We start from the raw sequence: 24,782 nt of genomic DNA, 5'->3' as shown, positions 1-24,782 counted from the left end.
AAAAGGCGCGCCGGTTTCCCGACGCGCCCTCTTTTTCAAACCAATCGAAGATCAGCTGGCAGCTGCAACCGCGCGCTTGGTCATCACGCCCACAAGGTGCGCGCGATATTCCGGCGTGCCATGCAGATCGCCGATCATGTCGCCTGCGTCCACGGTCAGACCGTTGATCGCATCGGGGCTGAAGTTCGCGCTCAGCGCTTCTTCGGCCTCGGTCCAGCGGAAGACACCATCGTTCGACGCGCCGGTCACCGCCACACGGGCGCCCTCCGCGAAATTGGCCACGAAGACACCCACCAGCGCAAAGCGCGATGCGGGCTGCACGAACTTCTGGTAGTCCGCCGCCTGCGGAACGGGGAACCGGATCTCGGTGAGGATTTCACCCTCGTCGAGTATGGTGGTGAACATTCCATCAAAAAATGTATCAGCCGGGATTTCACGGGTGTTTGTGATCAGTGTTGCGCCAGAGGCCAAGACCGCAGCCGGATAGCACGCCGAGGGGTCGTTGTTCGCAACGCTGCCACCAATGGTCCCACGGTTCCGCACCGCCGGATCGCCAATATTCCCGGCCAACGCCGCGAGCGCGGGGTATGCCGTCGCAACCTCAGACGCCACCGCTGCATGGGTAGTTGCGGCCCCGACACAGACCTGCCCGGCGTCGTTACGGCACACGCCTTGTAACTCGGGGATACTCGCTAGACTCACAAGCTTTGACGGCATCGCCAAGCGCTGCTTTAGGGTCGGGATCAATGTCTGCCCGCCCGACAGCGCCTGTGCATCCTCGTCGGACAGAGCGGCAACAGCGGCTTCGACAGTGGTCGGCTTTTCGAAATCGAACGCGTACATGGCTCTCCTCCGGGTTTACGATGTACAATCAAGACTTGGCGTCATGCCGCAGACAGCTGCGAGACGTCCTGACCAGACGCTGCAAGAATAGCTTTGACAATGTTGTGGTAGCCAGTGCAGCGGCAAATATTGCCCTCTAGGTGATGACGAATTTCAGCCTCGGTCGGTCGCGGGATCTGTTCCAAGAGCTTTGTGGCGGTCATCACCATGCCCGGGGTGCAAAACCCGCACTGCAAGCCATGGTGATCCTGAAAGGCCTGCTGCACGCGGCTCAGGGTTCCATCGGGCGCGGCGATGCCTTCGATCGTAGTGATTTCTGCTCCACCCGCCTCGATCGCGAGCATGGTGCAGGCTTTGACCGCCAATCCGTTTACATGGACGACACATGCACCGCACTGGCTGGTGTCGCAGCCCACATGCGTTCCGGTGAGCTTCAAATCCTCTCGGAGAAGCTCTACCAGCAAGCGGTTCGGCTCTACCTCAGCCTCTATCTCTTGACCATTGATGGTCATCCGAACCTGAGCCATGTCGCCCCCTCCTTGCTTGCAGTCGCTTGGTCTCTTGGGTCCAACCTGTCACGGCAACGCGGATTTGATAAATCCTTTTTCGCCACTTCGCTCAATTTCTGGCGAACGCACTGTGCCCCAAAGGCTGGCTACTCCGTCGATCCCTCGACGACGCCTTGAAAGTTGGAGAAAAATTGATCGGCCATCTTTTTGGCAAAGCCGTCGATCACACGGCTGCCAAGCTGCGCGAGCTTGCCACCCACTTTCGCATCGACCTCATAGGTCAGGGCCGTGCCAGCCTCGGTCGGAGCCAGAGTGACAGTCGCCTGGCCCTTGGCAAAACCGGCAGCACCGCCTTTGCCTTCGCCGACCAAGGTGACCGATCGTGGCGGATCCATATCCTGCAAGGTGACCTTGCCAGAGAATTTCGCCTTCACTGGTCCGACCTTCTGGAGAACAATCGCGTCAAAGCCCTCGGTGGGGTTGCCTTCCATACTCTCGCATCCCGGAACGCACTGTTTCAGGACTTCGGGATCAAGGATTGCAGCCCAAACAGCTTCGGGGCTGGCGGCGATTTCGCGGGTGTCGGTCATCTGCACGGTCGTGATCCTCCCTTGGGTCAATGATCAGGGTCAGACCTGACCCTGATTTGACAGATAAGTCAAAGAGAGGATTTTACCGTCTGGTTTACCGCACGGGTTCCTGATGGGTCATTCCGAAATCTGCGTAAATCTGAGCAATCCGTCCATCAGCCAGTCCGGCAGCGATGGCATCGTCCACCATGTAGCTCAGCGCCTTGTAGCTGAAGTGCACAGCCGTGCCCAAAGTCCACTTTGACACCGCAAAACCGGCCAGAGACGGCTGGTGAATGCCAATCGTTTCGGTTGCGCCATACTCCAGTTGGCCCATAGGCCCCATCGCGGCTTTGACCTCTTGATTCGCCAGCGCTTCCATGGCGCCTTCCATGGTCGGGAAGCGGACGATGTTGGTCATCATCTGACCGCCCGCCATGCCACCCAAGTAGAAATCGGAAATCGAGTCATTCTCGACCGAGACCTTGTCGAACCGGAAATAGGCCGGCACAGGCAGATCTTCGGGATAACTCGCTTTGTCGTAGGCGATGGCGATGCTCTCGGCCGCATATTGGCCGCTGAACGTCACCTGTTCGACCCGACATTTGAATTTGGAATCATAGGGAATGCGCATCATCACGTTGGCGATGCGTCCGCCCAGATTGGACCCTTTCCAGATGTTGACCCGCAGGTCCGCTTCCAGATTTTCGCCGGACATCACGAAATTGAACTTGGGTTCGACGCCGATATACTCGGCAATCAGCTTGGCAATTTCGACATCCACGCCCTTGGGCTGGCCGTTTTCCATCCAGCTGTAGGGCGGATAATCCTCGTAGACCGCAAAGAGCATGGAGCCTTGGTCCATGATCTGGTCCAAATCCAGCCCCACGATATCGCGGCTGGCATTCTGAGGTTTTTCCTGAGGGACGTAATCCGCGCAAGGGTCCTCGGCGTGGGCAGCGGTGACGCCGCCCACGACCAAAGAGAGAACAAGAGCGGGGAGAGAGAGGGCTCTTGTCCGCTGCATCTTAGTGCGCCGACGAGAGGCCGATGGTCAGGGTCTCGGCTGCCTTGTGATAGGCATCATCGCCACCTTTCTCGAGGATGTGCGCCGCGCGGCTTGCCACACTGTCCGCGACCGGTGCGCCGGACAAAGTCTCGATGCCGCCAGCGATTTCGGCCAGTTCGTCGTGGATCGCATCCGCGTCGCCTTCGCCGCCGTCAGCCATGGCTGCCAGCTTGTCACGCAGAGCCAGCAGTTCGGGTGTCAGCTCGTCGATCTGGTCCTGATCAGGACGGGTTTCGATGTAGGTACGGATCGCCCACGCGGCCTCTTGGCCCAGCAGTTCACCGAAGGCAGGCATCTTGGTGATGCCGTTCTGGGTGTAGCCATACTGGAAACGCTCTACGTACCATTCGTCGCCATATTCCTCGGCTTCAAGGAAACGCAGATCAGGGGCCAGACCGCCCGAAACAACGCCCAAACCATGGCAGCGTGCGCAGTTCTGGTTGTAGCCAGAGTCGCCAATCGCAATCGCTTTTTCCCAAACCTCCTGGCCCGCTTCCTCCGCGCGGTAGGGGTTTTCGGTCAGCCATTCGTCACCTACGGCGGGCAGGCCCTCGGTGTTCACAGCCTGAGGGGTCACATCGCCATGAGCCAGCGCGAGTGTCGCGGTCAGGGCCATCGCCGCGCCACCTAGGGCGAGGGTCGAAATTGTTTTGGGCATTGGGGGTCTCCTCCGTGATCCCGTGTTCGCGTCTTTTTGTTTTGTTATAAATGCAGCGAGGATGAGCGGTATTAGACCTTGGTTGGGGGACGCGACAAACGAACGGCTATAGAGTTTGGACCTTGGTCGTATTTGTCGCCCTCGACAGCCTTCTGGCAATCGCCCCACACACCGACTCCGACTTTTGTGGCGGTCTGGTGGGGGCATCAGCCCCTTGCCCGCGCCTGCGCTTTGCGTGCAGTCTGATCGGGCGCGGGACGATTGGGTCGACTAGCCCACCGCAGCATATCAGAGGGAGGGGCGACACCGCATGACCGTAGGCCTGCATGTCGAAAATCTGCGCTATCGTTACGGCGCGAAAGAGGCCCTGAAGGGCGTGTCCTTTACCCTAGAGGCTGGTGCATTCGGGGCTCTACTGGGGCCAAACGGTGCCGGAAAATCAACGCTCTACGGTCTACTCACTCGGCTTTTCACGACGTCCGAAGGGCGGATCGAGATTGCAGGTCATGATCTCAAGGCACAGCCCCGCGCCGCCCTTGCCCGCATGGGCGTCGTCTTTCAGAACCAGACGCTGGATCTGGACCTGAGCGTGCGCCAAAACCTGTCCTATTTCGCCAGCCTGCACGGGCTCTCGGGCCGCGAGGCAAGCACCCGCATCGACGCTGCACTGGACCGTTTGAATATGCGCGAGCGCGCGGGGGAAAAGGCCCGCGCCCTGAACGGGGGCCACCGCCGCCGCACGGAAATCGCCCGCGCCTTGATCCATCAACCGGATGTGCTGCTGCTGGATGAGCCGACCGTCGGCCTTGATGCCGCCGCCCGCCGCAGCATTACGGACCACGTGCACCAACTCTGTGCCGAAGATGGCCTGACCGTCCTCTGGGCCACGCACCTGACGGACGAGGTCCACGACCCCGACCGTCTGATCGTCATCCACCAAGGGGAAAAGCTGGCCGACGGCCACGCGGGCGACCTGCGCAGGGATGCGGACCTGTCCGACTATTTCCTGTCCCTGACAGGAGCGCAGGCATGAGCATTTACCTCACCGCCCTAAGCGCCATCGTCAAACGCGAGGCACTGCGTTTCGTCCATCAACGCGAACGGTTCATTGCCGCCATGGTACGCCCGCTCATGTGGCTACTGGTTTTCGCGGCTGGCTTTCGCGCCGCGCTGGGGCTGTCGATCATCCCGCCCTACCAGACCTATATCACTTACGAGACATACATCGTCCCCGGCCTCTGCGGAATGATCCTGTTGTTCAACGGGATGCAGAGCAGCCTGTCCTTGGTCTATGACCGCGAAATGGGATCGATGCGGCTGCTGCTGACCGCACCCTTGCCGCGCTGGTGGCTGCTGTTTTCGAAACTATGCGGGTCTACCGCAATCTCGATTCTCCAAGTCTATACGTTCCTGGCGGTGGCCGCGCTATTCGACATCACGGTCGAGCCGTGGGGCTATCTGGCCGCCCTGCCCGCGCTGATCGTTGCAGGGCTGATGCTGGGGGCGCTGGGACTGGCGCTATCCAGCTTTATCAAGCAACTAGAGAACTTCGCAGGCGTCATGAACTTCGTCATTTTCCCGATGTTTTTCCTATCGTCGGCGCTCTATCCGTTGTGGAAAATGGCCGAAAGCTCGCCTCTGCTGCGGGACATTTGTGCGGTTAATCCCTTCACCCACGCGGTCGAGTTGATCCGGTTCGCGCTCTACCTGCGGCTCGAGCCGATGGCCCTGCTGTGGACCGCTCTGGCGCTGATCGCGTTTATGCTGCTGGCCATCTGGGGCTATGATCCCGAACGGGGTATGACCCGCCGCAAGGGATGATCTACGACCATAGCAACCGTGAAAAATAAGGCGTGCCGTGCTAAAACACGCACGGGAGGATTTTTCATGCGACTGACTTTGGCCCTGATCGCCGCCGTTTTAGCGGCCCCAGCAACCGCCGCCGAATACGGCCCCGAGGACGGCACGCTCAACCCCGAAGAGCTGACTTGGCAGAACAACCTGAAGAAGGCCCAAGAAGGCGAGGTCGACATGATGGTCTGCGCCTCGGGCTATCTGATGACCAAATCCGGCGACCACGAAACTGCCCGTACAATTTTCGAAGCCTGCGCCGAGGCGGGCTACACCGCCGCTATGACGTGGATGAGCTATATGGAGAACAACGGCTTTGGCGGTGAGTATAACCCCGACGCCGCCGCCCAATGGGACCAGCGCGCGGCAGATCTGGGGGATCCTGTGGGCAAGTTCAACCACGGCATCAACCTGATGCGCGGTCACGGGATCACTCAGAATGCAGAACTTGGCCGTCAGTATGTGGACGAGGCTGCCAAAGATGGCCTGCCGGTCGCGCGCCGCCTGCAAGGGGCCGATTACGATCTGGACGAAGTTACCCCCGACGCGGACAACTGGCGATACGCCCCGCTGTTCTGACGGCGCCTAGCCCTGCACGATCTGCGCGGGGCTGCCATCCAAACGCAGGATACGATCCGCCAGACGTGTCGCCTCTTCGGCAGAATGGGTGACAATCAAAGTTGCGATATTCCTGCGTCTTCTTAGCTCTTCGAAGAGCGACATCATCTCTGCTGCCAAGCTTGGATCAAGCGAAACAAAGGGTTCGTCTAGCAACAGAAGAGTTGGCGAGCCACAGAACGCACGGGCCAGCGCCAGACGGCGCTGTTGCCCCAGAGACAACTGGCGTGGAAATTCCGAGCCCCGTCGCCCGAGTCCCACCTCTTCCAATGCCTTGTCAGCGCCTGCATCAGAGACACCAGTGGTCAAGGTCAGGTTCTCTCGATTGCTACGCCAAGGCATCAAGGTCGGCTCTTGAAAGACCATCCCGATCTGCTCGGGTCGGACCACCTCTCCGCGATATGCGGTCTCGAGGCCCGCGATGATACGGACCAAAGTGGATTTTCCTATGCCCGACGGCCCCGTCAGCGCGAGCGTTTCGCCCGCGCCCAAGGTCAGTGACATCGCTCCCAGCACTGAACGACTGCCATAAGCCATGCCATCCAGCTTGACCGACAGAACAGGAGGCCTTTGGGCCTCCTGCCTGACGTCATCATTCGATGCCACGAGCTTTAGTCCCATGACCCAAGCCCTAGCTGCCGGGCTGGACAAACACGCCGTCGGGCAGCGTGGTTGCATTGCCAATCAGGTCAGAACCGCCAAGCTCGGCCATCAAAGCGAGCATCTTGGCAGCGGCCGCTTCGTCAACAGCTCCCTCGGCGGGAATGCCAGCGCGGAACCCCGCCACCAGCGCGTCAAACTGGGTGTCATTCTTGGCTTTCATGCGGTCGCGCAGACGTTCCCATGCAGCGGCATCCTCAGCCAGAAGGGTTTTGGCCGAACGCGACGACGCGGCGAAACCTTCTAGAATTTCGGGGTGCTCGCGCAGCATCTCGCCCTTGAAGACATAACCAAGGAGCGGCGTTTCCGGGTCAAGACCCAACGCAAGTGCGGCATCCGAGACCGAGATCAGCTGACGCATCCCAGCGGCCTGCATCTTGGCCATGAAATGCCAGAAATTGATCGCGCCCTGCGTCTCGCCCTGTAGTGCCGTTTTGAAAACCAGCGGCGGCGCGCCAAAGACCTGCTCGGTCTCTGCCGCCAGATCCATCCCGTATTCTTGCTGTGCATAGGCCTGCAGAATCAGCCAGCTCTTGTCCAAGGGGCCACCGGCGATTCCGATCTTCTGGCCTTTGAGGTCCTGAAGGGTTTGCGCGGTGCTATCGCCCGCCACCATAACGCCGCCCACGGCTTTGGAGTACGGCACGAAGACATAATCATGGCCGTCCGCACGCTGACGCGCGACCCACAGCCAGTCGGACACGATCACGTCAGCCTCTCCGCCCTGAAACGCGACTTGCGCGGCAGATCCGCCCGCAACGCCTTGAACGGACAGCTCATATCCGTTTTCGGTGTCCATGCCGTAATGTTTGATTGTGTCCAGTTCCCAGTTCACAGTGCCGAACTCGAGCACCGCCGCGCGCACGACGGGGGTCTCGGCCATCGCCGCGCCTGCACCTAGAATAAGTGCAGCGCAGGCGGTGCTGAGCGCCTTTGAAAAAGTCATCGCATTGTCCTCCCTGACAGTTGGAGCAAGGCTAGCGAGTAAGTTGCCCAGAGCAATTACGACTAAAGGACGAGGTACCCCACACACTTCCGTTGACCTGCATCAAACCACGGCTAACAGCAGACTTCTAGCCTTGGGGCGCACAACCCAAGGAGGGAAAAATGCAACGTATCTGTTCCATTGTTAGCGCCGCTGTCGTCGCCCTGTCTGCTGCCCCTGCCATCGCCGCAGAGAGCACGTTCCAAGAGGTCAAGATCACTGCCGGCGAGACCTTATTTCAGGCCGAGTGCCGCCGCTGCCATTCACCCGATGCCGACCACGACTCTTACGGTCCTCCGCTCGAAAATATCGTGGGCCGCGCCGCAGGGAGCTATCAGGACTACGATTATTCCACCACGCTAGAGGCATCTGGCATTGTTTGGACGCCTGCCGCTCTGCGCGCTTGGATGGAAGACAATGACGGCTTCATGCCGGGGACCAAGATGCGCCACGTGGGAATCGAGGACCGGACCGTTCAGGATTTTATTCTGGCCTATCTGACCTCGATCACTACGCAAGATAATAGCGCAATCTCGGAATAAAGTCTGAGCGCGGTATCGGGGTCGGGTACTTTGGCTCGACCCCGAAAAGCCCGCATCGTCCAAACGACTCACAAACACGTGAACTGGCGCCCGCCAAACGGTGTCAAGTCTCTAGAGGTCGTAAGACTAAGGCCCGATACCTCTCGAACCTCGCGTCCGTATACTGACGCTCAGGTCTGCTCCATTTTCCATTGTTCGGAGCTGAACTGACCGTCTAGGGAGGACATAATGAAGAAACTTCTTGCCGCAATGTCGGTGAGTGCGCTGGCTGTGACCGCCGCGCACGCGCAAGTCACCGAGGAAATGCTGGCCAACGACCGCATGGACACGTCAAACGTTGTCACCAACGGTATGGGCCGCGACCTTCAGCGTTACTCGCCGCTGGAAACCCTGAACAAAGATAACGTCAAGAACCTCGTTCCGGCATGGGCCTTCTCCATGGGCGGCGAAAAGCAGCGCGGTCAAGAGACCCAGCCGCTGATCTATGACGGCATCATGTATGTGACCGGTTCGTATTCGCGTCTCTACGCAATCGACGTGATGACCGGCGAAGAACTGTGGCAGTACGACGCCCGCCTGCCCGAAGGCATCCTGCCCTGCTGTGACGTGATCAACCGCGGTGCGGCGATCTACGGCGACAAAATCTTCTTTGGTACTCTGGACGCACGCATCGTTGCGCTGGACCTGAAGACCGGCGACGTTGTCTGGCGTGACAAGATCGCGGACTACAAGGCGGGCTACAGCTACACCGCGGCACCCCTGATCGTTGACGGTCTGGTTGTGACCGGTAACTCGGGCGGCGAATTCGGCATTGTCGGCGAAGTTCAAGCCCGCAACGCAGACACCGGTGACATCGTCTGGACCCGTCCGATGATCGAAGGTCACATGGGCACCCTGAATGGCGAAGAATCGACCATGACCGGCACCCTGAACGCGACCTGGCCCGGCGATCTGTGGAAGACCGGTGGCGGCGCGACCTGGCTGGGTGGCTCGTATGACATCGAGACCGACACTCTGGTCTTCGGCGCAGGTAACCCTGCCCCTTGGAACAGCTGGCTGCGCGGCGCAGGTGAGCCCACCGAAGGCAACACCGGCGACAACCTGTACGCAGCAAGCCGCGTCGGCATCGACCCCAAGACCGGCGACATCAAGTGGCACTTCCAGACCACTCCCCGCGAAGGCTGGGACTATGACGGTGTGAACGAAGTCGTTGCTTATACCGACCGCGAGGGCAACAAGCGCTTCGCAACTGCGGACCGTAACGGCTACTTCTACGTTCTGAACCGCGAAGACGGTGCGTTCGTGTCTGCCAACCCCTTCGTCAAGGACATCACTTGGGCGAATGGCATCGACGAGACCGGTCGTCCGATCTTTAACGAGCCCAACCGTCCCGGCAATCCGGCACTGGCAGCGGACGGTGGCAAAGGCGAAGTCGTCTTCTCGTCGCCCTCGTTCCTTGGCGGTAAGAACTGGATGCCCATGGCGTTCAGCCAGAACACCGGCAACTTCTACGTTCCCTCGAACGAGTGGGGCATGGACATCTGGAACGAGCCTGTGACCTACAAGAAGGGCGCGGCCTATCTGGGTTCGGGCTTTACCATCAAGCCGAACTACGAAGACCACATCGGCAGCCTGAAGGCGATCGACCCCGACACCGGCGAATGGGTCTGGGAATACAAGAACGACGCACCCCTCTGGGGCGGTGTGATGACCACCGCTGGCGGTCTGGTGTTCTTTGGCACCCCCGAGGGCAAGTTCATCGCTCTGGATGATGCCACCGGCGAAGAGCTGTGGTCGTTCCAGACTGGCTCGGGCATCGTGGGTCAGCCTGTCACCTGGGAAATGGACGGCGAGCAGTATGTTTCGGTCGTCTCCGGCTGGGGCGGCGCGGTTCCGCTCTGGGGTGGTGAAGTGGCCAAGAAGGTCAACTACCTGAACCAGGGTGGCATGGTCTGGACATTCAAACTGCCCAAGCAGCTGGCGTCCGCCAACTAATTCCTCTCCCAAGAGGCATGTCCCAGGCGTCCGGTTTCGACCGGGCGCCTTTCCTTTTGGTATGCTTGCGGGGGTCTTGGCCCGAAATTCCTAGTGCTATTAGACTTTTTGGTAACAGAAGCCGGTTGCGAAATGCGGCTATCCTCAACCGAGGAACCAGAGGACAAGATTCATGCAGGAACGCGCCACATCTCAGATTGCAGTCGGCAATGCGCTGGTCGTCGATGACCACCCGCTCTTTTGCGATGCGTTGACCCTGACCCTGCGGTCGATCGCCAGTTTCAGCGAGATCCACACCGCGGGAACGCTCGAACAGGCACTCGAGGCTGTGACAGGCGATCCCAAGATCGAGATGATCATCCTTGATCTGAACCTGCCCGATGTGAATGGCCTTGATGGGCTGATCCGTCTGCGCAATGCCACGCCCAAAGCTGCGATTGTCATTGCCTCGTCCATGTCCGACAACCGCATGATCAGCCGCGCTTTGCAGGCAGGCGCGAACGGATTTGTCCCGAAACAAGCGCAAAGGGCGGTCTTTCAGATGGCCTATGACACCGTTAAGGCGGGACAATCCTTTGTGCCCGAGGGCTATATCGATCCCAACGGACAAAATGGTGAGGGCGGCAACCAAGAAGACGCTCTTCAGCGCCTATCGACTCTCACAAATCAGCAAGCCCGCATTCTGAATCTGATTTGCGAAGGCAAACTGAACAAACAAATTGCCTATGACCTGTCCATCGCCGAAACCACGGTAAAGGCTCATGTCACTGCAATCATGCGAAAACTCGGCGTTCATAGCCGGACTCAGGCGGTTCTGATCGCCCAAGAGGCCAACTTCAACAGGGTCTTGCCAACCCTCGAGTAATCGCACATCCTCGTGCAATCAATGAGAGGACATCGGTCGAGTGAACGGAGCGCTACCACGTTCCGGCAGGGAGGAGACCGCTGACAAGAAAGCGATGCGTGTTGCGCAGGTGCCGTGCGACCAGCCCGATTTGATGGAGGAGATCAAATCGCAGCTGGGAGACGAGCCGTTTGCGCTTGTGTGCTTGTTTGCTGCCCCCTGTGCGGATTTTAAACAGTTGATCGAAGATGCCTCTGGCGTCTTCGAGGGTGCCGATGTTCTGGGGTGCACCACAGCCGGTGAATTGGGGTCACAAGGCTATGAAGAAGCGCAGATCATCTGCGTCGGCTTCCCTGCCCGCTACTTCACTTCCGTCACGTATGCGCTGGATCTGCTGAATTTGGCGGATGACCAGCTGATCATCGACACACTGATCCAGCAGCGGATTGCTCTGGCCCAAGCAGCGCCAGATCGCCCCCATGAGTTCGCTATGCTCTTGGTCGACGGACTGTCGATGAGCGAAGAGAACCTGACCACCACCCTAGCCTCGGGCCTTGGGCCGATGCCATTGTTCGGCGGGTCCGCAGGGGATGGTGTGAATTTCCGCCAAACATGGCTCAGCTATAACGGTCAGATCCTAGAAAACCATGCGGTTCTGGCACTTGTTCGCAGCGCTTGCCCTGTCAAAGTGTTCAGCCACGACAATCTGGCGCCGACCGAGATGCGCATGGTCGTGACCGCCGCCAATCCCGAAGCCCGCACCGTTCAAGAGATCAATGCCGAACCTGCCGCCGCGGAGTATGCGCGGCTGTTGGGCAAAGATCCGAACCAGCTGGATCCGTTCACTTTTGCCGAACACCCCGTGGTCGTGCGCCTTGGCGACAGCCACCACGTCCGTGCGATCCAGCGCGTGAACGAACATGGGGAACTGGTGTTCTTTTCCGCGATCAACGAAGGCATGGTGCTGACGCTGGCAGAACACCGCGACATCGTCGAGCATCTCCGAGACGGGCTCGCCGCTCTGAGCGACGAGCAAAAGCCCGACCTGATCCTGGGCTGCGATTGTCTGCTACGCCGCATCGCCGCGGACCAGCGCCAAAAAACCCGAGAGGTCTCGGCTCTGCTCGCTGCCAATGATGTGGTCGGCTTTTCAACCTATGGCGAGCAATTCGGCGCGCTGCATGTGAACCAGACGCTGACTGGCGTTGCGATCTATCCCCCGACCGATAACGAGGTTGCCTGATGTCGCTGATCAATCCTGCGGACACTCTGGAACGCCAGAATGAAAAGCTGATAAAGATCACGAAGGCGCTGATGAGCCGCGTCGAATACGGAACGGCCCAATCCAACGCGGCCTATGCCCAGTTCGAACGCGCCGCCCTCCTGGAAAAGCGTGTCCGCGAGCGCACGCTAGAATTGGAAAGCACGCTCGAACTGCTGCACGACTCCAACGCCGCGTTGGCCAAGGCCCACACGGAAACCGAAGCCGCGCGTCGCAACCTTGCAGATGCCATCGAGACCGTGTCCGAGGGCTTTGCCCTATTCGATCCCGAAGAAAATCTGGTCATGTCGAACTCGCGATTTTGTCGTGATTTCAGGAACATGCAAGAGTTTCTGAAACCCGGCTTGTCGTTTGACGAATATGTTCGCCACATCGCGGAATCCGCGCAACTCGCCCTACCGCCCGAGGAAACAGCGGATACCTGGTGCGCCCGTCGCATCCGCCGCCACAAAGACCATCATGTGATGTTCAACGTCGAACTCACAGGCGACCGCTGGCTGCAAGTGTCAGAGCACCGGACCAGCAACGGTGGGACCGTGGTTCTGCAAACTGATGTCACCGACATCATGCGGATGGAGCGTCAGGAGCGCGCTCGGCTCAAGGACAAGCAAACCCGTATGATCCGCGCGACACTGGATCATCTGAACCAAGGGGTCTGCGTGTTTGACGAGAACGCACAGCTTGTGGGGTGGAATCAAAAGATTAGCCACTTGCTGTCTGTACCGGTCCGCCGCTTGACCATTGGGGCCTCCTTTGACGGCCTCCTTGAGCGGCTTAGCGACGACGTGAGATTCAGTCGCGGCATGGACCGCACAGGCTTCTTGCGGTGGGCGATGGCCAAAGGGCCGAAGTATCCAATCTCTTTCGAGGTGAAGCGGGACAACCTGATCCTACAGATCTTCGGACGCGGGATGCCCGACCAAGGCTTTGTGATTTCTTGCACCGACGTGACAGCCGAACGCGAGGCTGCACAGAAACTGTACGAGCTGAACGAAATCCTCGAACAGCGCGTGATGGAACGCACACTAGAGCTAGAGGACGCACTGTCCGCCGCCGAACGCGCGAATGCCTCGAAGTCCCGATTTGTCGCGGCAGCCAGCCACGATCTGCTTCAACCTCTTTCGGCGGCCAAATTGTTCATCTCCTCTCTTGCGGACAAGGCGACAGACCAGAATGACATGGCGGTGCTCTCCAAGGCAGAGACCGCCCTGTCTGGCGCAGAACAGATCATCGACGCACTGCTCGATATTTCAAAGCTAGAGTCCGATGGCCTCAGCTTCGACATCCGCCGTTTTGCCCTGCGCGAAATCCTGTCCCCCTTGCGAGACGAAATGACGATCCACGCGAACAGGAAGGGGCTGGAACTTTGCATCGTTGACAGCAACCTTATGGTCGAAAGTGACCCGTCCTACCTGCGCCGCATCGTGCGCAACCTGATCTCTAACGCTATTCGCTACACCCCCAAAGGCCGCGTGCTGGTCGGCGTGCGTCGCAATGGCGGATCGGCGCGGATCGAGGTTTGGGATACCGGCGTCGGCATTCCCGAAGAGGACCAGAGCGCGATCTTTGAAGAGTTCAAACGGTTGGACACAAAGGCCAGCGCGAACGAAGGTTTGGGGCTGGGCCTAGCCATCGTGGAACGCGCCTGTACCCGCCTGGGGCATCCTCTTGGCGTGTGGTCCGAAGTGGACAAAGGCAGCTGCTTTATGGTGAACGTCCCCGTCGCAGGCCAAGCAGAGCCCGCTGTGACCCCGTCCATGCGTCCCAGTCGTCCGGTCGGCCTCGCCAAATCAGGACTGATCGTGATGTTGGTCGAGAACGATCCCCAATTGCGGCGGGCCATCTCTATTCTGGTCGAAAGCTGGGGCGTCAACGTCATCGAAGCCGAAGATGCGCCCTCTGCCCTTGATCTCTTGTCGGTTCTTCAGATTTCACCCGACGTGCTATTGCTGGATTACCAACTTGGGGCGGGCATGTCAGGAACAGAGCTTTATGCAGCGGTTCGTGACAGTCTGGGACCAATTCCCTGCTCGATCATCTCGGCCGATCGCTCGCCTGATCTGCGCCAAACCTGTAAGCGGCTCGACGTCGAATTGATGCTGAAACCGCTAGACCGCCAAAAGCTGGCGCAGTTCCTAGACGGAGTCGCGCAGACCCTTTCGCTCTAGAATAGACAAATTTACAGCCAAGCGACGGACAAACCCGCAAAGTTTCAACCTTTGCGGGTACTTCTTTTTCTGCACCCAACCCTCAGGCATTGCGAACGCAGAAATTTCAATCAATTGCCACACAAAAGTCTCAATCTGTAACTTTTTACTACCCCAAAAGGGTAGGTTAATGTATCGTTAAGCTTACATATCAGGCCGATTGGCCGATAGAACCGACGTTTGTGTATTGGCCGGCCATCTGGAACGACCGGCCCGCTTTGGAGGGAAACATGTCCAAGCCTGTAGCAGCTACTGCCACCACCGCTGTGGTACACTCGAACAATCTGGGCAAAGATAACCAAGAATTCTGCATGAGCATGTGGGCCGCTTGGCGTCTGCGCACCATCGTTGAGGCGCACGCCAAAAAGCCTGCAGCGCGCAACGCCTGATCAGAACCGCGTCTGTTTGCGTGCCATCCAAGGGATGAGCGCCATCAGGAATGCAATCCGGCAAAGATGGTGCAGCGCGACGTAAGCGCCGTCAAAATCAAGCGCGAGGCCGATCGCCGCCATCGCCTCGACGCCCCCGGGGGCATAGGCGACCCAAACCTGTCCAAACGGCAGGCCCGTCACCGCCGCAACCACAGCGGCGAACCCCATAGAGATCAAAGCGGCCGCCCCAACGCTGGTGGCAGAGGCCTTGAGAAAACGCAGGATGTCCGCCAGCTTCACGCCAGTGAAACGGACCCCCATGACAGATCCCGTCACGCAAAAGCCCGCGAACAGAAGCCACGCGGGCGGCGTGCCATGCACCAAACCGCTGACATGGCTCAGGGCACTCACCAGCATGCCACCAAGCAAGTAGGCCGCTGGAAATCCCCTATGTGCGATGAACCACGACACGAGTGCACCAACCGCCAGAACGCCGATCAAAGGCAGCGGCTCCAAACGATTGGCCGCCGCCCCCGCACTGCCTGCCTCGACCCCCAACAGCACCATGCCTAGGGGCAGGACGGCCGACAGGATCAACAGACGCATACATTGCAACACCAGAACAGCCGTCGCGTCTCCACGCCCGCTGACAGCCATCGACAGTGCCAGCGACAGCGTACCCGGTGCGCTCGCCAGCAGCGCCGTTTCACGGTCCTGACCGTACCAACGCATCAGCACGAAACGGCTGGTCACCACGGTCGCATAGATCGACAGGCACAACACCACAAGGCTCAGGCCCCAACCGCCGATCTGCCCAAGCAACTCGCTTCGAAAACCAGACCCGAGGGACACCCCGATCACCAAAAACCCTGCGTCTCGCAACCGATTGGGCAGACTTAGCCGCATCCCGCCCCATGCCAGCGCAGTCGTCGCCAGCGCGGCCCCGACCAGGGGCGCGGCCGGAAAGCCAATCAACGAGAGCGCTGCTGCGCCGGTCGTGCCGACAATCAATGTGACGATGCTGCGGGAAACGGGGCGATCAAACATGGCAGGTCTATTTAGTATACGATTGTATGCAATTCCTATCATGAGTGACTGCTGCGCGACTAGTCCACATTTCTGCATCTCTGATCGTGCTGCACTGATTGCTGTCTCTACCTGCCCCCAAGCGCATATTTGCGCGCCGGGTCAATCGCACGCAAGATATTGCTTTGCTGCCCCTCAAACGACTCGAGGAGCAGGTCGGCCGAGGCTGGCCCTTTGGTGAACCCCAGATGCCCGTGGCCGAAATGGCACCATAGGCCCTTGTGGCGCGGGGCTTTGCCAACGACAGGCAACATATCCGGCATGAAAGGTCGCGTGCCAAACCATTGCGGTTCTTCGACACGCGGGCCAAGTTCAACGAGATCCGAAATCCCTTTGACGCCCCTTTCGATCTGGCGGGTATCAGGCGGCGCGGACATGTCCACAAGAGCGGCACCGGTGGCCAGCCTGAGCCCTTTGGTCATGCTGGTCAGAACCACCGCATTGTCACAATCGATGATCGACGCATCGATCCCTCGGGGCGCCTCGAAATGGGCATGGTAGCCACGTTTATAGATCATCGGCACGGTATACCCAAAAAGCGCCAGCAGCTTTGGCGACCAAGCGCCAAGGGCCACGACCACATGCTCGGCGGTCAATGGTCCCTCTGTGCTCTCGACCCGCCAACCCGCGCCTTTTTGGCGCAGCATGCAGGCATCGCCAATGGCCCATCGCCCGCCCCGATTTCGAAAGAGCGCGGCATACCCCTGCACCAGCGCCCCCGGATCGGCGCTCAGCCAAGTGTCCGGCCACCACACCGCACCAGCGACCCCTGCACCAATGGCGGGTTCACGGCGTGACAATTCGGCGCCATCAATAACGTCTGGCCGCAAACCGAAGTCCTTGGCACTGACTAGAGCCGCTTCGGCATTGGCCTCGGCTTTACGCGGGTCTCTGTTGATCTCATAGGCACCGCTTTTGCGGATCAGATTGCCAAGACCCGCTGCCTCGATCCATCGCTGATGGGCAGTTGTCGACCGTTTGGACATCGCTGCGTAAATCCGTGCTTGGCGCTCCAACCGATCCGGTCGGGAGTGCCGGAAATACTGCCAGAGCGCCGGCGCCATCCGCAGCACCGCCCTGAGATCATAGGTGACATCGTTCCGCAGACCGAGACCAAAGGCCGCCAATGTCCCGAAATCCCGCGGCAGTGGAAAGGGTTCCGAACTATCACCGCTGATGTGGCCCGCGTTGCCATAGCTGGCCTCAAGACCCGGATCGTGCCTGTCCAGCAAGGTGACGGAGTGGCCCCTCTCCTGAAAGGCAAGCGCGGTCGACACCCCGATCATCCCCGCACCAAGCACCAGAATTTCGGCCATCGCCCGCTCCCTAAGCAAACCGCTCCACTTCCCAAGACTGAACGCCCGTCGCCGACAGAAAGCAAGCCTTGGCGCACGTGCCCCCCTTGCCATAGCCAGAGCCTTCGCTCATCACTGGGAACTGCGCTAACAGCCCGATTGCCAAAGGTTTCCCCGACAATGATGAGCATTCTCGCAATCACGACCCCGATCTACACGCTGATCGCGACAGGGTTCATCGCCCTAAAAACGGGATACCTGATGCGCGATGTACCCAAGGCGCTTGGGTCTTTTGTCATTCGCATCTGTATGCCTGTGATGATCATAGGCGCAGTGAACCGCCAAGGGGGCGCAGCGCTGAACTGGCATTTCATGATGGTCTATGGGGGCGCATCACTTGTGCTGCTGCTCGGGGGCATGTGGGTCATGCGCTACTTTCGCAAAAACTCCATTACCGAAAGCGCCCTGTATGGTTTGGGCATGTCGAACTCCAACAGCGGCTTTTTGGGCTACCCCATCGCAGCCCTTGTGGTTGGCGAAGTGGCGTTCGACATTCTGGCTTGGGCGCTGATCGTCGAGAATATGCTGATGATCCCGCTTGCGATCGCATTGGCCGACGCTGGGGCCTATCCCGATGAACGCTTTACCAGCGCCTTTGGCAAAGCGCTCAAGGGGCTATATAAAAATCCCATCTTTGTTGGGTTGATCATCGGCTTGGCGATACGAATTACCGGCCTACCCATCCCAGAGGTCTTGTGGACCGTAATCAAATATTTCACCGCGACCGCGCCGGTCGTTGCGCTCTTTGTGGTCGGTGCGACAGTGGCCAGTTTTCCTGTCAAAGCGATCTCTGTGGAAACCGCGATGATCGCCACTGGCAAGCTGGTAGTACACCCCGTTCTGGTGACCGCTGGAATGCTGGCCTTCCCGATGGCAGACCCCAGCTACATGCTCGGTGCGGCGCTCTTTGCTGCTGTGCCGATGCTGTCCATCTTTCCAATTTTTGGCCAACGCTACGGGGTCGAGAGCATCACCGCGACCACCCTTGTGTTCACCACTACGCTCTCGTTCTTCACAGTGAGTGGGCTGATCTATCTGATGGGCTAACGGGCCAGAGCCAAGAGCCCCTCTACATCTAGGTGGGCCTCCATATGATCCGCGAGCGCATCGAGCGTCTGTTCGACCACCTGTCCATAATTCAACTGACCCGACCGCACGCCAAAGCCACCAAGGAAAGCCGCGCGGAAGGCATCGTCGGTGAACAGCCCGTGCAGGTAGCTGCCAATGATCCGACCATCCACAGACATGGCGCCTTCGGGCTCTCCGTCGAGAATGGCGAAGGGGCGCGCACAGTCCGCGCCGACAGTGCGCCCGATGTGGATCTCGTAGCCGTTCAGTTCGATCCCGCTGCCAGCATGCGTGGCGCGCACTTGAGTCAAACGCTTGTCACCTGTCATTTCGGTGGTGACGTTCAGCAGGCCAAGGCCCGCATCCTCGCCCGCTGTGCCTTCGACGCCCATTGGGTCGCGCACCACCTGCCCCAGCATCTGATAACCGCCACAGATCCCCAGCACATATCCCCCGCGGCGCACGTGGGCTTGCAGATCAATGTCCCAACCTTGGGCACGCAAATAAGCCAAATCGCCCCGTGTGGATTTGCTGCCGGGGATGATCACCAGATCGGTGTCGCCCGGGATGGGCTGTCCAGCGCGCAAGACCGTCAGATCCACGCCCTCTTCCTGCGCGAGCGGGTCAAGATCGTCAAAGTTGGCAATGCGCGAGAGCCCAAGGCACACCACCTTGAACCCACGCCCGCTGGAGCGGGTTGGCAGGTCTAGCGCATCTTCGGCGGGCAGCTTCGAGGCTTCGGGGAAATATGGCAGCACCCCGAAACCCTGCCAGCCCGTGCGATCTGCAATCATCTTGTACCCGTCGTCAAAAAGGCTCACGTCACCGCGAAATTTATTGATTAAGAAGCCCGCGATCTGTGCATTGTCCAGATCGGGCAGCACCGCCTGCGTGCCCACCATCTGTGCGATCACCCCGCCGCGGTCGATGTCCCCTGCTAGGATCACGGGAACATCTGCAGCGCAGGCAAAGCCCATATTGGCGATATCCCCTGCCCTGAGATTGACTTCGGCGGGACTGCCCGCGCCTTCGACAATTACCAGATCATGGGCTGCTTTGATGCGCTCAAAACTCTCGAGCACGCTCGTCATCAACTGCGGCTTGAGTTTCGCGTAGTCGCGTGCCTTGACGGTAGCAATGCGCTTGCCCTGCACGACGACCTGAGCACCGACATCGGTCTCAGGTTTCAGAAGCACCGGGTTCATGTCTGTGTGGAGCGGGGCCCCACAGGCGACGGCTTGTAGCGCTTGGGCGCGGCCGATTTCGCCATCATCGGAGGTCACAGCAGCATTATTTGACATGTTCTGCGGCTTGAAAGGCGCAACCGAAAAGCCGCGACGACGGGCGGCACGGCATAGGCCCGCGACCAAAAGAGACTTGCCAACGTTAGAGCCGGCGCCCTGAATCATAATGGCGGTCATCGGGTGTCTCCTGTTGCGGGCCGCGCCTATCGGCGCGGTGCCTTCGGCGAGGGTATTTGGACCAAGATGAAGCCGGCTGAGACGGTTTTACAGGCCCAGAGATTTACGCAACATATTGCCTGCGACCAGAAGAAGGAACACTGCGAACACCCGCTTAAGAGGTTTGGGGTTGAGCGAATGAGCAATCTTGGCACCAATCGGCGCAGTAATCATGGTCATGCAAACCACGACGGCAAATGCCCCCAGATTAACCGCACCAATGGTCAGCGGCGGGCGGACCTCTGTCGAGATCGGAACAAATAGAAACGCCACAACCGAAGGGATCGCGATCAATGCACCAAAGCCTGCGGCGGTCGCAACAGCGCGGTGAATGGGCGTGCCATACAGGGTCATGAGCGGGACGCCAAAGCTTCCGCCTCCGATCCCCATCAGAACCGATAGGAACCCGACAATCGGGGAGAGGACCATGCGTGTTGGCGGCGACGGCATCTCATCAGCGATACGCCACTCGGATTTGCTGAAAGCCATCCACAGGCCAATGAAAATGCCCAGACCTCCAAAGATCCCCTGCAATGCCGAAGAGCGCAGTTGCGCGACAGCCAGAACGCCGACAATTGCGCCGATGCCAATGCCCGGCGCCCATGTTTTTAGAATATCCCAATCCACAGCACCTTTTTTGTTATGGCTGTGCACGGATCGTGCAGAAGTGACGATGATCGTGGCGAGAGATGTCGCAAGGCAGATGCGCATCAACTCATCGCTGCCATATCCGAGGTGCGAGAAGGTATAGAAGAAGGCCGGAACCAGTACGATCCCGCCTCCGACCCCAAGCAGCCCTGCCAGAATACCAGCAAAGGCACCGATGCCCAAAAGTAACGCAAGAAGCGGAAGAAGTATCTCGGCCTGCATAACTCTCTCCTCCTGAGATCCACACCCAGCCCTAGCGATCGTTCGCGCCAGAGACAAGAGCTCAGGCGGCGTCGGGGATGCGTTTCAAGGCCTCGAGCAGCGTTTCGGGGCCCGCATTCGAAACATGGGCGTTTTCAGAGAGGTAGCGGCGCCATTGGCGCGCGCCGGGTTGTCCTGCAAAAAGACCCAGCATGTGGCGCGTGATCTGGTTTAGCCTGCCACCGGCAGTCAAGTGCGTTTCGATATAGGGCAACATTTTCTCGACGATCATGGTACGGGTCAGCGCGTGTACGCCGCCGTAAATTCGTTGATCCGCGGCACCAAGGATATCGTAAGGTTGATGATAGGCCGCACGTCCGATCATGACGCCATCAAGGCCTTGGTCCAAGTGCGGTTCGGCGTCATCCAGCGAGGCGATCCCGCCATTGATAGAGATGTGGAGGTGCGGATAAGCGGCCTTCATCTTGTGAACCAGCGGATAGTCAAGCGGCGGGATATCGCGGTTTTCTTTGGGGCTCAGCCCATCCAGCCACGCTTTGCGGGCATGGATCGTAAAACGGGTGACACCCGCAGCAGCGACGGTTTCGATAAAAGCCGGCAGCACGTCCTCGGGGATCTGTTCGTCCACCCCGATGCGGCACTTTACGGTTACTTCGGCGGCGCACTCGGCCTGCATCTGGCTGACGCAGTCGGCGACCAGTTCGGGACGGGTCATCAGGATCGCACCGAAACAGCCCGACTGCACCCGATCCGAGGGGCAGCCAACGTTCAGATTCACCTCGTCATATCCAGCCTCTGACCCCATGCGCGCAGCCTGCCGTAGTTCAGCTGGGTCAGAGCCCCCCAGTTGAAGTGCGACGGGATGCTCTTCGGGAGAATAGTCCAGCAGATGAAGCGCGCCGCCGCGGACCAATGCCGGAGCCGTGACCATTTCGGTGTAAAGCAAAGTCTCACCACTGATGAGCCGGTGGAAGTACCGGCAATGGCGGTCGGTCCAGTCCATCATGGGCGCAACGCTCAGACGCGCAGATTGCGAAATGGCTTTATCCAATTGCTTTCCTGTCCTTTTTCTGCCCGATTGCCGACGCCCAATATCCGACATGTCAGAGATAGTCCTGCACATCTGGGCAGGAGTGTTCCCCGGATGTCGGAGCGACTTGAGCCATTGGGAACGGCGACCACCGCCAAACCTTCGAAGAGGGCCGAGCGTATCGCACGAATCCGGGATCATGAAAAGGCTGATGGCCCAATCTGACTTAGAACAGACGGTGCCAGAGGGAATCTGCGCTCAGCGTTTGGAAAACAATGCTAGGCGCGTCGGCGATTGCGCTCTTTGTCAAAGGTGTTCAGCGACAAGTCATAAAGGCTTTGAGGCAGTTCTTTGAACCGAGCAAAGGGCATAGCGGTGGTACCGTAAGCCTGAGGCGCTTCCATCAGCTTCAGGTCAGGAAACAAATGTAAAATTTCACGGCGACAGGCCGGCGCCAGACCAGAAAGGCCCCATTTCCCGGGGTAGAAGCTTTCTGACGCGATGCCATTTCCAAAGATCACTTGATGCTCTGAGAACATCAGATGGACATAGGTCACGCTGGACACCCCATGGGCGATGCGCACCTTGCCGCCTTTTAGGCGCGCCATATGCGTGGCGCGGATCAGCTGGTCAGTCCCACCGCGTGCGCCACCATGAGCGTAGATCCCGTGCTGTGGCGAAACCAGCAGTCCGCGCGGTCCGGCCCAGTCTCCGGGCGCAATACGCACAGGGCGCAATTCTGGGTGGGTCTCCAATTCAAGGCTATTCAGATGTCGTGCACCGGACCAAATCAAAGGTTGGGGCCCGTTGTCTCGGGTCACGACCAGATCACCGGGCCGGAGCGTTTCGATCGGGACCTCGCCAACTGGAGTCAGGATCATGGTTCCAACGGTAAAGCAGGGCACGCCCATACTGATCAGCGCAGTCTGGCTATTCACCGTCGCGGGCGCAACACCCTGCAAGATCATCTGTTCGCCGTTGGGGAAGGTCAGAACCGCATTGCCGCTGCCATCGTCGGTGACTGTGACGTCGTCCCAGCGAACTGGGTTGCCCTCGGAATCTGTCAGGTTGCTGACATCGATCTGCGTGTTCGTACGCCCGTCCGCATCGTCATCGTTCAGGTCAAACAGGTAGATGTTGTCGGTGCCACTGCTGGCAACGACCGTGTCATAACCGTCGCCCACGACGATGTGGTCATTGCCCGCGCCGCCATCAAGAACGTCGTTGCCCGCATCACCCCACAGGACGTCTACGCCTTCGCCACCTTCTAGGGTGTCATCACCCTGATCGCCGTGAAGCGAGTCGTCCCCCGTGCCCCCAACGACCGTGTCCGAACCATAGCCCGCCCAAACCGTATCATTGCCGGTGCCGCCATCGATGTAGTTATCACCAACCAGACCGTCGCCGGGGCGGTCATCGATACTGTCGTTGCCGTCGCCGCCATAGACCGTGTCATCGCCCGATCCGAACCAAATCGTATCGTCGCCAGCATCACCGGAAAGAAAGTCTGCGCCATCGTCACCATAGATGACGTCGTTGTCGTTCCCGCCCCAGATCTCGTCGTTGCCCGCGCCACCGATCAGGCTATCTGCGCCCTCTCCACCGCTGATCGTGTCGTTCTCGGTGCCACCATCGATGGTGTCATTGCCCCATTCACCCCAGATGTTGTCGGCGCCCTGCTCACCATACACAACGTCATTGTCATTGCCGGTATAGATCCGGTCGGCCCCATCGCCGCCATACACGGTGTTGGCCCCGTCCAACTGCACACCAGCACCGTCGTCGATGTAGTCGTCGCCTGCGCCGCCATAGACGACATCCTGGCCCGTGCCGTAGATAATGGTATCGTTGCCTGCGCCGCCGTCGATGGTGTCGGTGCCGACGCCGCTGTCGATATAGTCCGAGCCGTCATTGCCTTGAATACTGTCGTTGCCCGAGCCGCCGATGATCGAGTCATCTCCGGTCCCGCCCGAGATAAAGTCGTTACCATCTCCACCGTCGATGGTATCATTGCCGCCGTGGCCGTAGATGAAATCGTTGCCGTTGGTGATCCGATCACCTTCGGAGTCGGTATAGCCAACCGGCATAGAGTCGTTGCCCGCTGTGCCATCCACCGGCGTGGCAAAGTTGCTGGCATAGCGGTTCTCAGCCATGTCGCCATCCGAGTCCCCGGTGTTCGAGGCAACGCTATCCAGCGACAGCGACTGGATCGGCTTGGCCTCCATGAGGGCCTGGTTCGTGGTATAGTTTGTGTCCGGTGCGAGGTAAGTGTCGCCTGTAGTGTCCTGAAACACATAGGCCGTAATGGTCGCAGTTGTCCCGTCAATATAGGTGAGTGTGATGTTGTATCGGGCAATCGCGTCGAATTGGCGAACTTCTTTTGGGGTCCCGTTTCGCGACACTTCAAAGGTATCGTACCCGCCGCCATTATCTACATCGTAGGTGTCGTCTGCATCCTGTTTGGTGTTTAGCTTCTCGAATGTGCTGATTTCGTCGTAAAGCGGGGCCCCCTCGCTGCCATAAGACCCAAGAATTCCGGCAGCGTTTTCAGCAATTTCGTCATTGGTATCTGTGTCAATGAGACTCAGATTACCAAGATAGAGCACTTCAAATGTCGTCGCCATCACACAACTCCGGATACATACACTGCGTCGAACACAGTTTCGGGCTACCGACGGACTGAGGCAAAATTAAGGTGAAGTTTCATAAAACACTGGATTGCACGGCATCTGTGCGACAAGCCAAGGATTTCATCCTGCAAAGTCAGAGGCGGTTAGTGTCCGAGCACGTGGTGTAATTTCCGCACCGCCAACGGTGTAATCCCGGGTGGCCATCGAGGTGTATGGTCGAGGTGGAGTTTGACCGCTTCAACCACGAACCACACGGAGACCCCGATGACCAAAACCAACA

The 24,782-nt window shown here is 59.1% G+C and carries 22 protein-coding genes and 1 pseudogene; 10 read left to right on the top strand and 13 right to left on the bottom strand.

Going from position 1 to position 24,782, the window contains the following annotated elements; all coding sequences use genetic code 11:
* Window positions 1-51: 51 nt before the first annotated feature.
* From AB9K37_RS13685 to pedF, 5 genes and pseudogenes are all read right to left on the bottom strand, one after another.
* A complete protein-coding gene (locus AB9K37_RS13685; protein WP_369839810.1) occupies window positions 52-843 on the bottom strand; it encodes a xanthine dehydrogenase family protein subunit M in 792 nt (263 codons plus the stop codon).
* Window positions 844-884: 41 nt separating this feature from the next.
* On the bottom strand, window positions 885-1,370 hold the full coding sequence (locus tag AB9K37_RS13680; RefSeq protein WP_369839807.1) for a (2Fe-2S)-binding protein: 486 nt from the start codon (window positions 1,368-1,370) through the stop codon (window positions 885-887).
* 131 nt (window positions 1,371-1,501) lie between these two features.
* A pseudogene (locus AB9K37_RS13675) lies at window positions 1,502-1,948 on the bottom strand (CoxG family protein); the annotation flags it as partial.
* Window positions 1,949-2,036: 88 nt separating this feature from the next.
* Window positions 2,037-2,948, bottom strand: a complete 912-nt coding sequence (locus AB9K37_RS13670) for a substrate-binding periplasmic protein (protein ID WP_369839805.1) — start codon at window positions 2,946-2,948, stop codon at window positions 2,037-2,039.
* Between the two features lies 1 nt (window position 2,949).
* A complete protein-coding gene (gene pedF / locus AB9K37_RS13665) occupies window positions 2,950-3,648 on the bottom strand; it encodes a cytochrome c-550 PedF (protein ID WP_369839803.1) in 699 nt (232 codons plus the stop codon).
* Between the two features lie 310 nt (window positions 3,649-3,958).
* Between pedF and AB9K37_RS13660 the strand changes: the two genes are divergently transcribed.
* The 3 genes from AB9K37_RS13660 to AB9K37_RS13650 all read left to right on the top strand — a co-directional run bounded on the left by AB9K37_RS13660 (window position 3,959) and on the right by AB9K37_RS13650 (window position 6,078).
* Entirely contained in the window at window positions 3,959-4,681 is a 723-nt protein-coding gene (locus AB9K37_RS13660) for an ABC transporter ATP-binding protein (protein ID WP_369839800.1), read from the top strand.
* On the top strand, window positions 4,678-5,469 hold the full coding sequence (locus AB9K37_RS13655; protein ID WP_369839797.1) for an ABC transporter permease: 792 nt from the start codon (window positions 4,678-4,680) through the stop codon (window positions 5,467-5,469). The genes AB9K37_RS13660 and AB9K37_RS13655 overlap by 4 nt, the downstream gene beginning before the upstream one ends.
* A 66-nt stretch (window positions 5,470-5,535) precedes the next feature.
* Window positions 5,536-6,078 (top strand): tetratricopeptide repeat protein, encoded by a 543-nt coding sequence (locus tag AB9K37_RS13650; RefSeq protein WP_369839795.1) that lies wholly within the window; start codon window positions 5,536-5,538, stop codon window positions 6,076-6,078.
* Between the two features lie 6 nt (window positions 6,079-6,084).
* Here the strand turns inward: AB9K37_RS13650 and AB9K37_RS13645 are convergent, their stop codons facing one another.
* Together AB9K37_RS13645 and AB9K37_RS13640 are read right to left on the bottom strand one after the other, a co-directional pair.
* Entirely contained in the window at window positions 6,085-6,738 is a 654-nt protein-coding gene (locus AB9K37_RS13645) for an ABC transporter ATP-binding protein (protein ID WP_369839792.1), read from the bottom strand.
* Window positions 6,739-6,748: 10 nt separating this feature from the next.
* Window positions 6,749-7,723 carry an ABC transporter substrate-binding protein gene (locus AB9K37_RS13640; RefSeq protein WP_369839789.1) on the bottom strand — a complete coding sequence of 325 codons (975 nt, stop codon included), beginning with the start codon at window positions 7,721-7,723 and terminating at the stop codon, window positions 6,749-6,751.
* Window positions 7,724-7,884: 161 nt separating this feature from the next.
* Here AB9K37_RS13640 and AB9K37_RS13635 point away from each other — a divergent pair, with 161 nt between their 5' ends.
* The 6 genes from AB9K37_RS13635 (at window position 7,885) to AB9K37_RS13610 (ending at window position 15,021) form a co-directional block, all read left to right on the top strand.
* Window positions 7,885-8,304 carry a cytochrome c family protein gene (locus tag AB9K37_RS13635; RefSeq protein WP_369839786.1) on the top strand — a complete coding sequence of 140 codons (420 nt, stop codon included), beginning with the start codon at window positions 7,885-7,887 and terminating at the stop codon, window positions 8,302-8,304.
* A 228-nt stretch (window positions 8,305-8,532) separates the two neighbouring features.
* Window positions 8,533-10,299: a PQQ-dependent methanol/ethanol family dehydrogenase gene (locus AB9K37_RS13630; RefSeq protein WP_369839783.1), complete on the top strand. Its 1,767-nt coding sequence runs from the start codon at window positions 8,533-8,535 to the stop codon at window positions 10,297-10,299.
* 172 nt (window positions 10,300-10,471) lie between these two features.
* Window positions 10,472-11,164 (top strand): response regulator, encoded by a 693-nt coding sequence (locus tag AB9K37_RS13625; protein WP_369839780.1) that lies wholly within the window; start codon window positions 10,472-10,474, stop codon window positions 11,162-11,164.
* Between the two features lie 40 nt (window positions 11,165-11,204).
* Window positions 11,205-12,386, top strand: a complete 1,182-nt coding sequence (locus AB9K37_RS13620) for an FIST N-terminal domain-containing protein (RefSeq protein ID WP_369839777.1) — start codon at window positions 11,205-11,207, stop codon at window positions 12,384-12,386.
* Window positions 12,386-14,593, top strand: coding sequence for a PAS-domain containing protein (locus AB9K37_RS13615; protein WP_369839775.1), 2,208 nt, complete (start codon window positions 12,386-12,388; stop codon window positions 14,591-14,593). The genes AB9K37_RS13620 and AB9K37_RS13615 overlap by 1 nt, the downstream gene beginning before the upstream one ends.
* A gap of 269 nt (window positions 14,594-14,862) precedes the next feature.
* Window positions 14,863-15,021: a hypothetical protein gene (locus AB9K37_RS13610; protein ID WP_369839772.1), complete on the top strand. Its 159-nt coding sequence runs from the start codon at window positions 14,863-14,865 to the stop codon at window positions 15,019-15,021.
* On the opposite strand, the gene AB9K37_RS13605 is transcribed toward AB9K37_RS13610, so the two are convergent.
* Both AB9K37_RS13605 and AB9K37_RS13600 read right to left on the bottom strand, forming a co-directional pair.
* Entirely contained in the window at window positions 15,022-16,050 is a 1,029-nt protein-coding gene (locus AB9K37_RS13605) for an AbrB family transcriptional regulator (RefSeq protein ID WP_369839769.1), read from the bottom strand.
* Window positions 16,051-16,157: 107 nt separating this feature from the next.
* Window positions 16,158-17,405 (bottom strand): NAD(P)/FAD-dependent oxidoreductase, encoded by a 1,248-nt coding sequence (locus AB9K37_RS13600; RefSeq protein WP_369839766.1) that lies wholly within the window; start codon window positions 17,403-17,405, stop codon window positions 16,158-16,160.
* A gap of 162 nt (window positions 17,406-17,567) precedes the next feature.
* Here AB9K37_RS13600 and AB9K37_RS13595 point away from each other — a divergent pair, with 162 nt between their 5' ends.
* The gene (locus AB9K37_RS13595; RefSeq protein WP_369839763.1) at window positions 17,568-18,491 is read left to right on the top strand and encodes an AEC family transporter; all 924 of its coding nucleotides are present in this window, start codon (window positions 17,568-17,570) and stop codon (window positions 18,489-18,491) included.
* Here AB9K37_RS13595 and AB9K37_RS13590 read toward each other — a convergent pair.
* From AB9K37_RS13590 to AB9K37_RS13575, 4 genes are all read right to left on the bottom strand, one after another.
* Entirely contained in the window at window positions 18,488-19,933 is a 1,446-nt protein-coding gene (locus AB9K37_RS13590; protein WP_369839760.1) for a cobyric acid synthase, read from the bottom strand. The two genes, AB9K37_RS13595 and AB9K37_RS13590, sit on opposite strands and share 4 nt — an antisense overlap.
* 87 nt (window positions 19,934-20,020) lie before the next feature.
* The gene (locus AB9K37_RS13585; RefSeq protein WP_369839758.1) at window positions 20,021-20,842 is read right to left on the bottom strand and encodes a sulfite exporter TauE/SafE family protein; all 822 of its coding nucleotides are present in this window, start codon (window positions 20,840-20,842) and stop codon (window positions 20,021-20,023) included.
* 61 nt (window positions 20,843-20,903) lie between these two features.
* Window positions 20,904-21,893: a tRNA dihydrouridine(20/20a) synthase DusA gene (gene dusA, locus AB9K37_RS13580; protein ID WP_369839755.1), complete on the bottom strand. Its 990-nt coding sequence runs from the start codon at window positions 21,891-21,893 to the stop codon at window positions 20,904-20,906.
* A gap of 257 nt (window positions 21,894-22,150) precedes the next feature.
* On the bottom strand, window positions 22,151-24,496 hold the full coding sequence (locus AB9K37_RS13575) for a Hint domain-containing protein (RefSeq protein ID WP_369839752.1): 2,346 nt from the start codon (window positions 24,494-24,496) through the stop codon (window positions 22,151-22,153).
* Between the last annotated feature and the right edge of the window lie 286 nt (window positions 24,497-24,782).

Origin of the sequence: Donghicola sp. XS_ASV15, from assembly GCF_041224595.1 — a bacterium.
In the GTDB taxonomy this organism is placed as follows: Bacteria; Pseudomonadota; Alphaproteobacteria; order Rhodobacterales; family Rhodobacteraceae; genus Donghicola.
Note: the sequence above shows the minus strand (reverse complement) of the source record. Positions and strands in the feature narration are given on the sequence as shown.

Excerpts from the sequence above, each read along its gene's own strand:
- AB9K37_RS13575 (WP_369839752.1), bottom strand. The coding sequence starts at position 24,496 with ATGGCGACGACATTTGAAGTGCTCTATCTTGGTAATCTGAGTCTCATT.
- AB9K37_RS13655 (WP_369839797.1), top strand. The coding sequence starts at position 4,678 with ATGAGCATTTACCTCACCGCCCTAAGCGCCATCGTCAAACGCGAGGCA.
- AB9K37_RS13680 (WP_369839807.1), bottom strand. The coding sequence starts at position 1,370 with ATGGCTCAGGTTCGGATGACCATCAATGGTCAAGAGATAGAGGCTGAG.
- AB9K37_RS13600 (WP_369839766.1), bottom strand. The coding sequence starts at position 17,405 with ATGGCCGAAATTCTGGTGCTTGGTGCGGGGATGATCGGGGTGTCGACC.
- AB9K37_RS13610 (WP_369839772.1), top strand. The coding sequence starts at position 14,863 with ATGTCCAAGCCTGTAGCAGCTACTGCCACCACCGCTGTGGTACACTCG.
- AB9K37_RS13685 (WP_369839810.1), bottom strand. The coding sequence starts at position 843 with ATGTACGCGTTCGATTTCGAAAAGCCGACCACTGTCGAAGCCGCTGTT.
- AB9K37_RS13635 (WP_369839786.1), top strand. The coding sequence starts at position 7,885 with ATGCAACGTATCTGTTCCATTGTTAGCGCCGCTGTCGTCGCCCTGTCT.
- AB9K37_RS13625 (WP_369839780.1), top strand. The coding sequence starts at position 10,472 with ATGCAGGAACGCGCCACATCTCAGATTGCAGTCGGCAATGCGCTGGTC.
- AB9K37_RS13590 (WP_369839760.1), bottom strand. The coding sequence starts at position 19,933 with ATGACCGCCATTATGATTCAGGGCGCCGGCTCTAACGTTGGCAAGTCT.
- AB9K37_RS13615 (WP_369839775.1), top strand. The coding sequence starts at position 12,386 with ATGTCGCTGATCAATCCTGCGGACACTCTGGAACGCCAGAATGAAAAG.
- pedF (WP_369839803.1), bottom strand. The coding sequence starts at position 3,648 with ATGCCCAAAACAATTTCGACCCTCGCCCTAGGTGGCGCGGCGATGGCC.
- AB9K37_RS13660 (WP_369839800.1), top strand. The coding sequence starts at position 3,959 with ATGACCGTAGGCCTGCATGTCGAAAATCTGCGCTATCGTTACGGCGCG.
- AB9K37_RS13645 (WP_369839792.1), bottom strand. The coding sequence starts at position 6,738 with ATGGGACTAAAGCTCGTGGCATCGAATGATGACGTCAGGCAGGAGGCC.
- AB9K37_RS13650 (WP_369839795.1), top strand. The coding sequence starts at position 5,536 with ATGCGACTGACTTTGGCCCTGATCGCCGCCGTTTTAGCGGCCCCAGCA.
- AB9K37_RS13640 (WP_369839789.1), bottom strand. The coding sequence starts at position 7,723 with ATGACTTTTTCAAAGGCGCTCAGCACCGCCTGCGCTGCACTTATTCTA.
- AB9K37_RS13605 (WP_369839769.1), bottom strand. The coding sequence starts at position 16,050 with ATGTTTGATCGCCCCGTTTCCCGCAGCATCGTCACATTGATTGTCGGC.
- AB9K37_RS13585 (WP_369839758.1), bottom strand. The coding sequence starts at position 20,842 with ATGCAGGCCGAGATACTTCTTCCGCTTCTTGCGTTACTTTTGGGCATC.
- AB9K37_RS13670 (WP_369839805.1), bottom strand. The coding sequence starts at position 2,948 with ATGCAGCGGACAAGAGCCCTCTCTCTCCCCGCTCTTGTTCTCTCTTTG.
- AB9K37_RS13630 (WP_369839783.1), top strand. The coding sequence starts at position 8,533 with ATGAAGAAACTTCTTGCCGCAATGTCGGTGAGTGCGCTGGCTGTGACC.
- AB9K37_RS13595 (WP_369839763.1), top strand. The coding sequence starts at position 17,568 with ATGAGCATTCTCGCAATCACGACCCCGATCTACACGCTGATCGCGACA.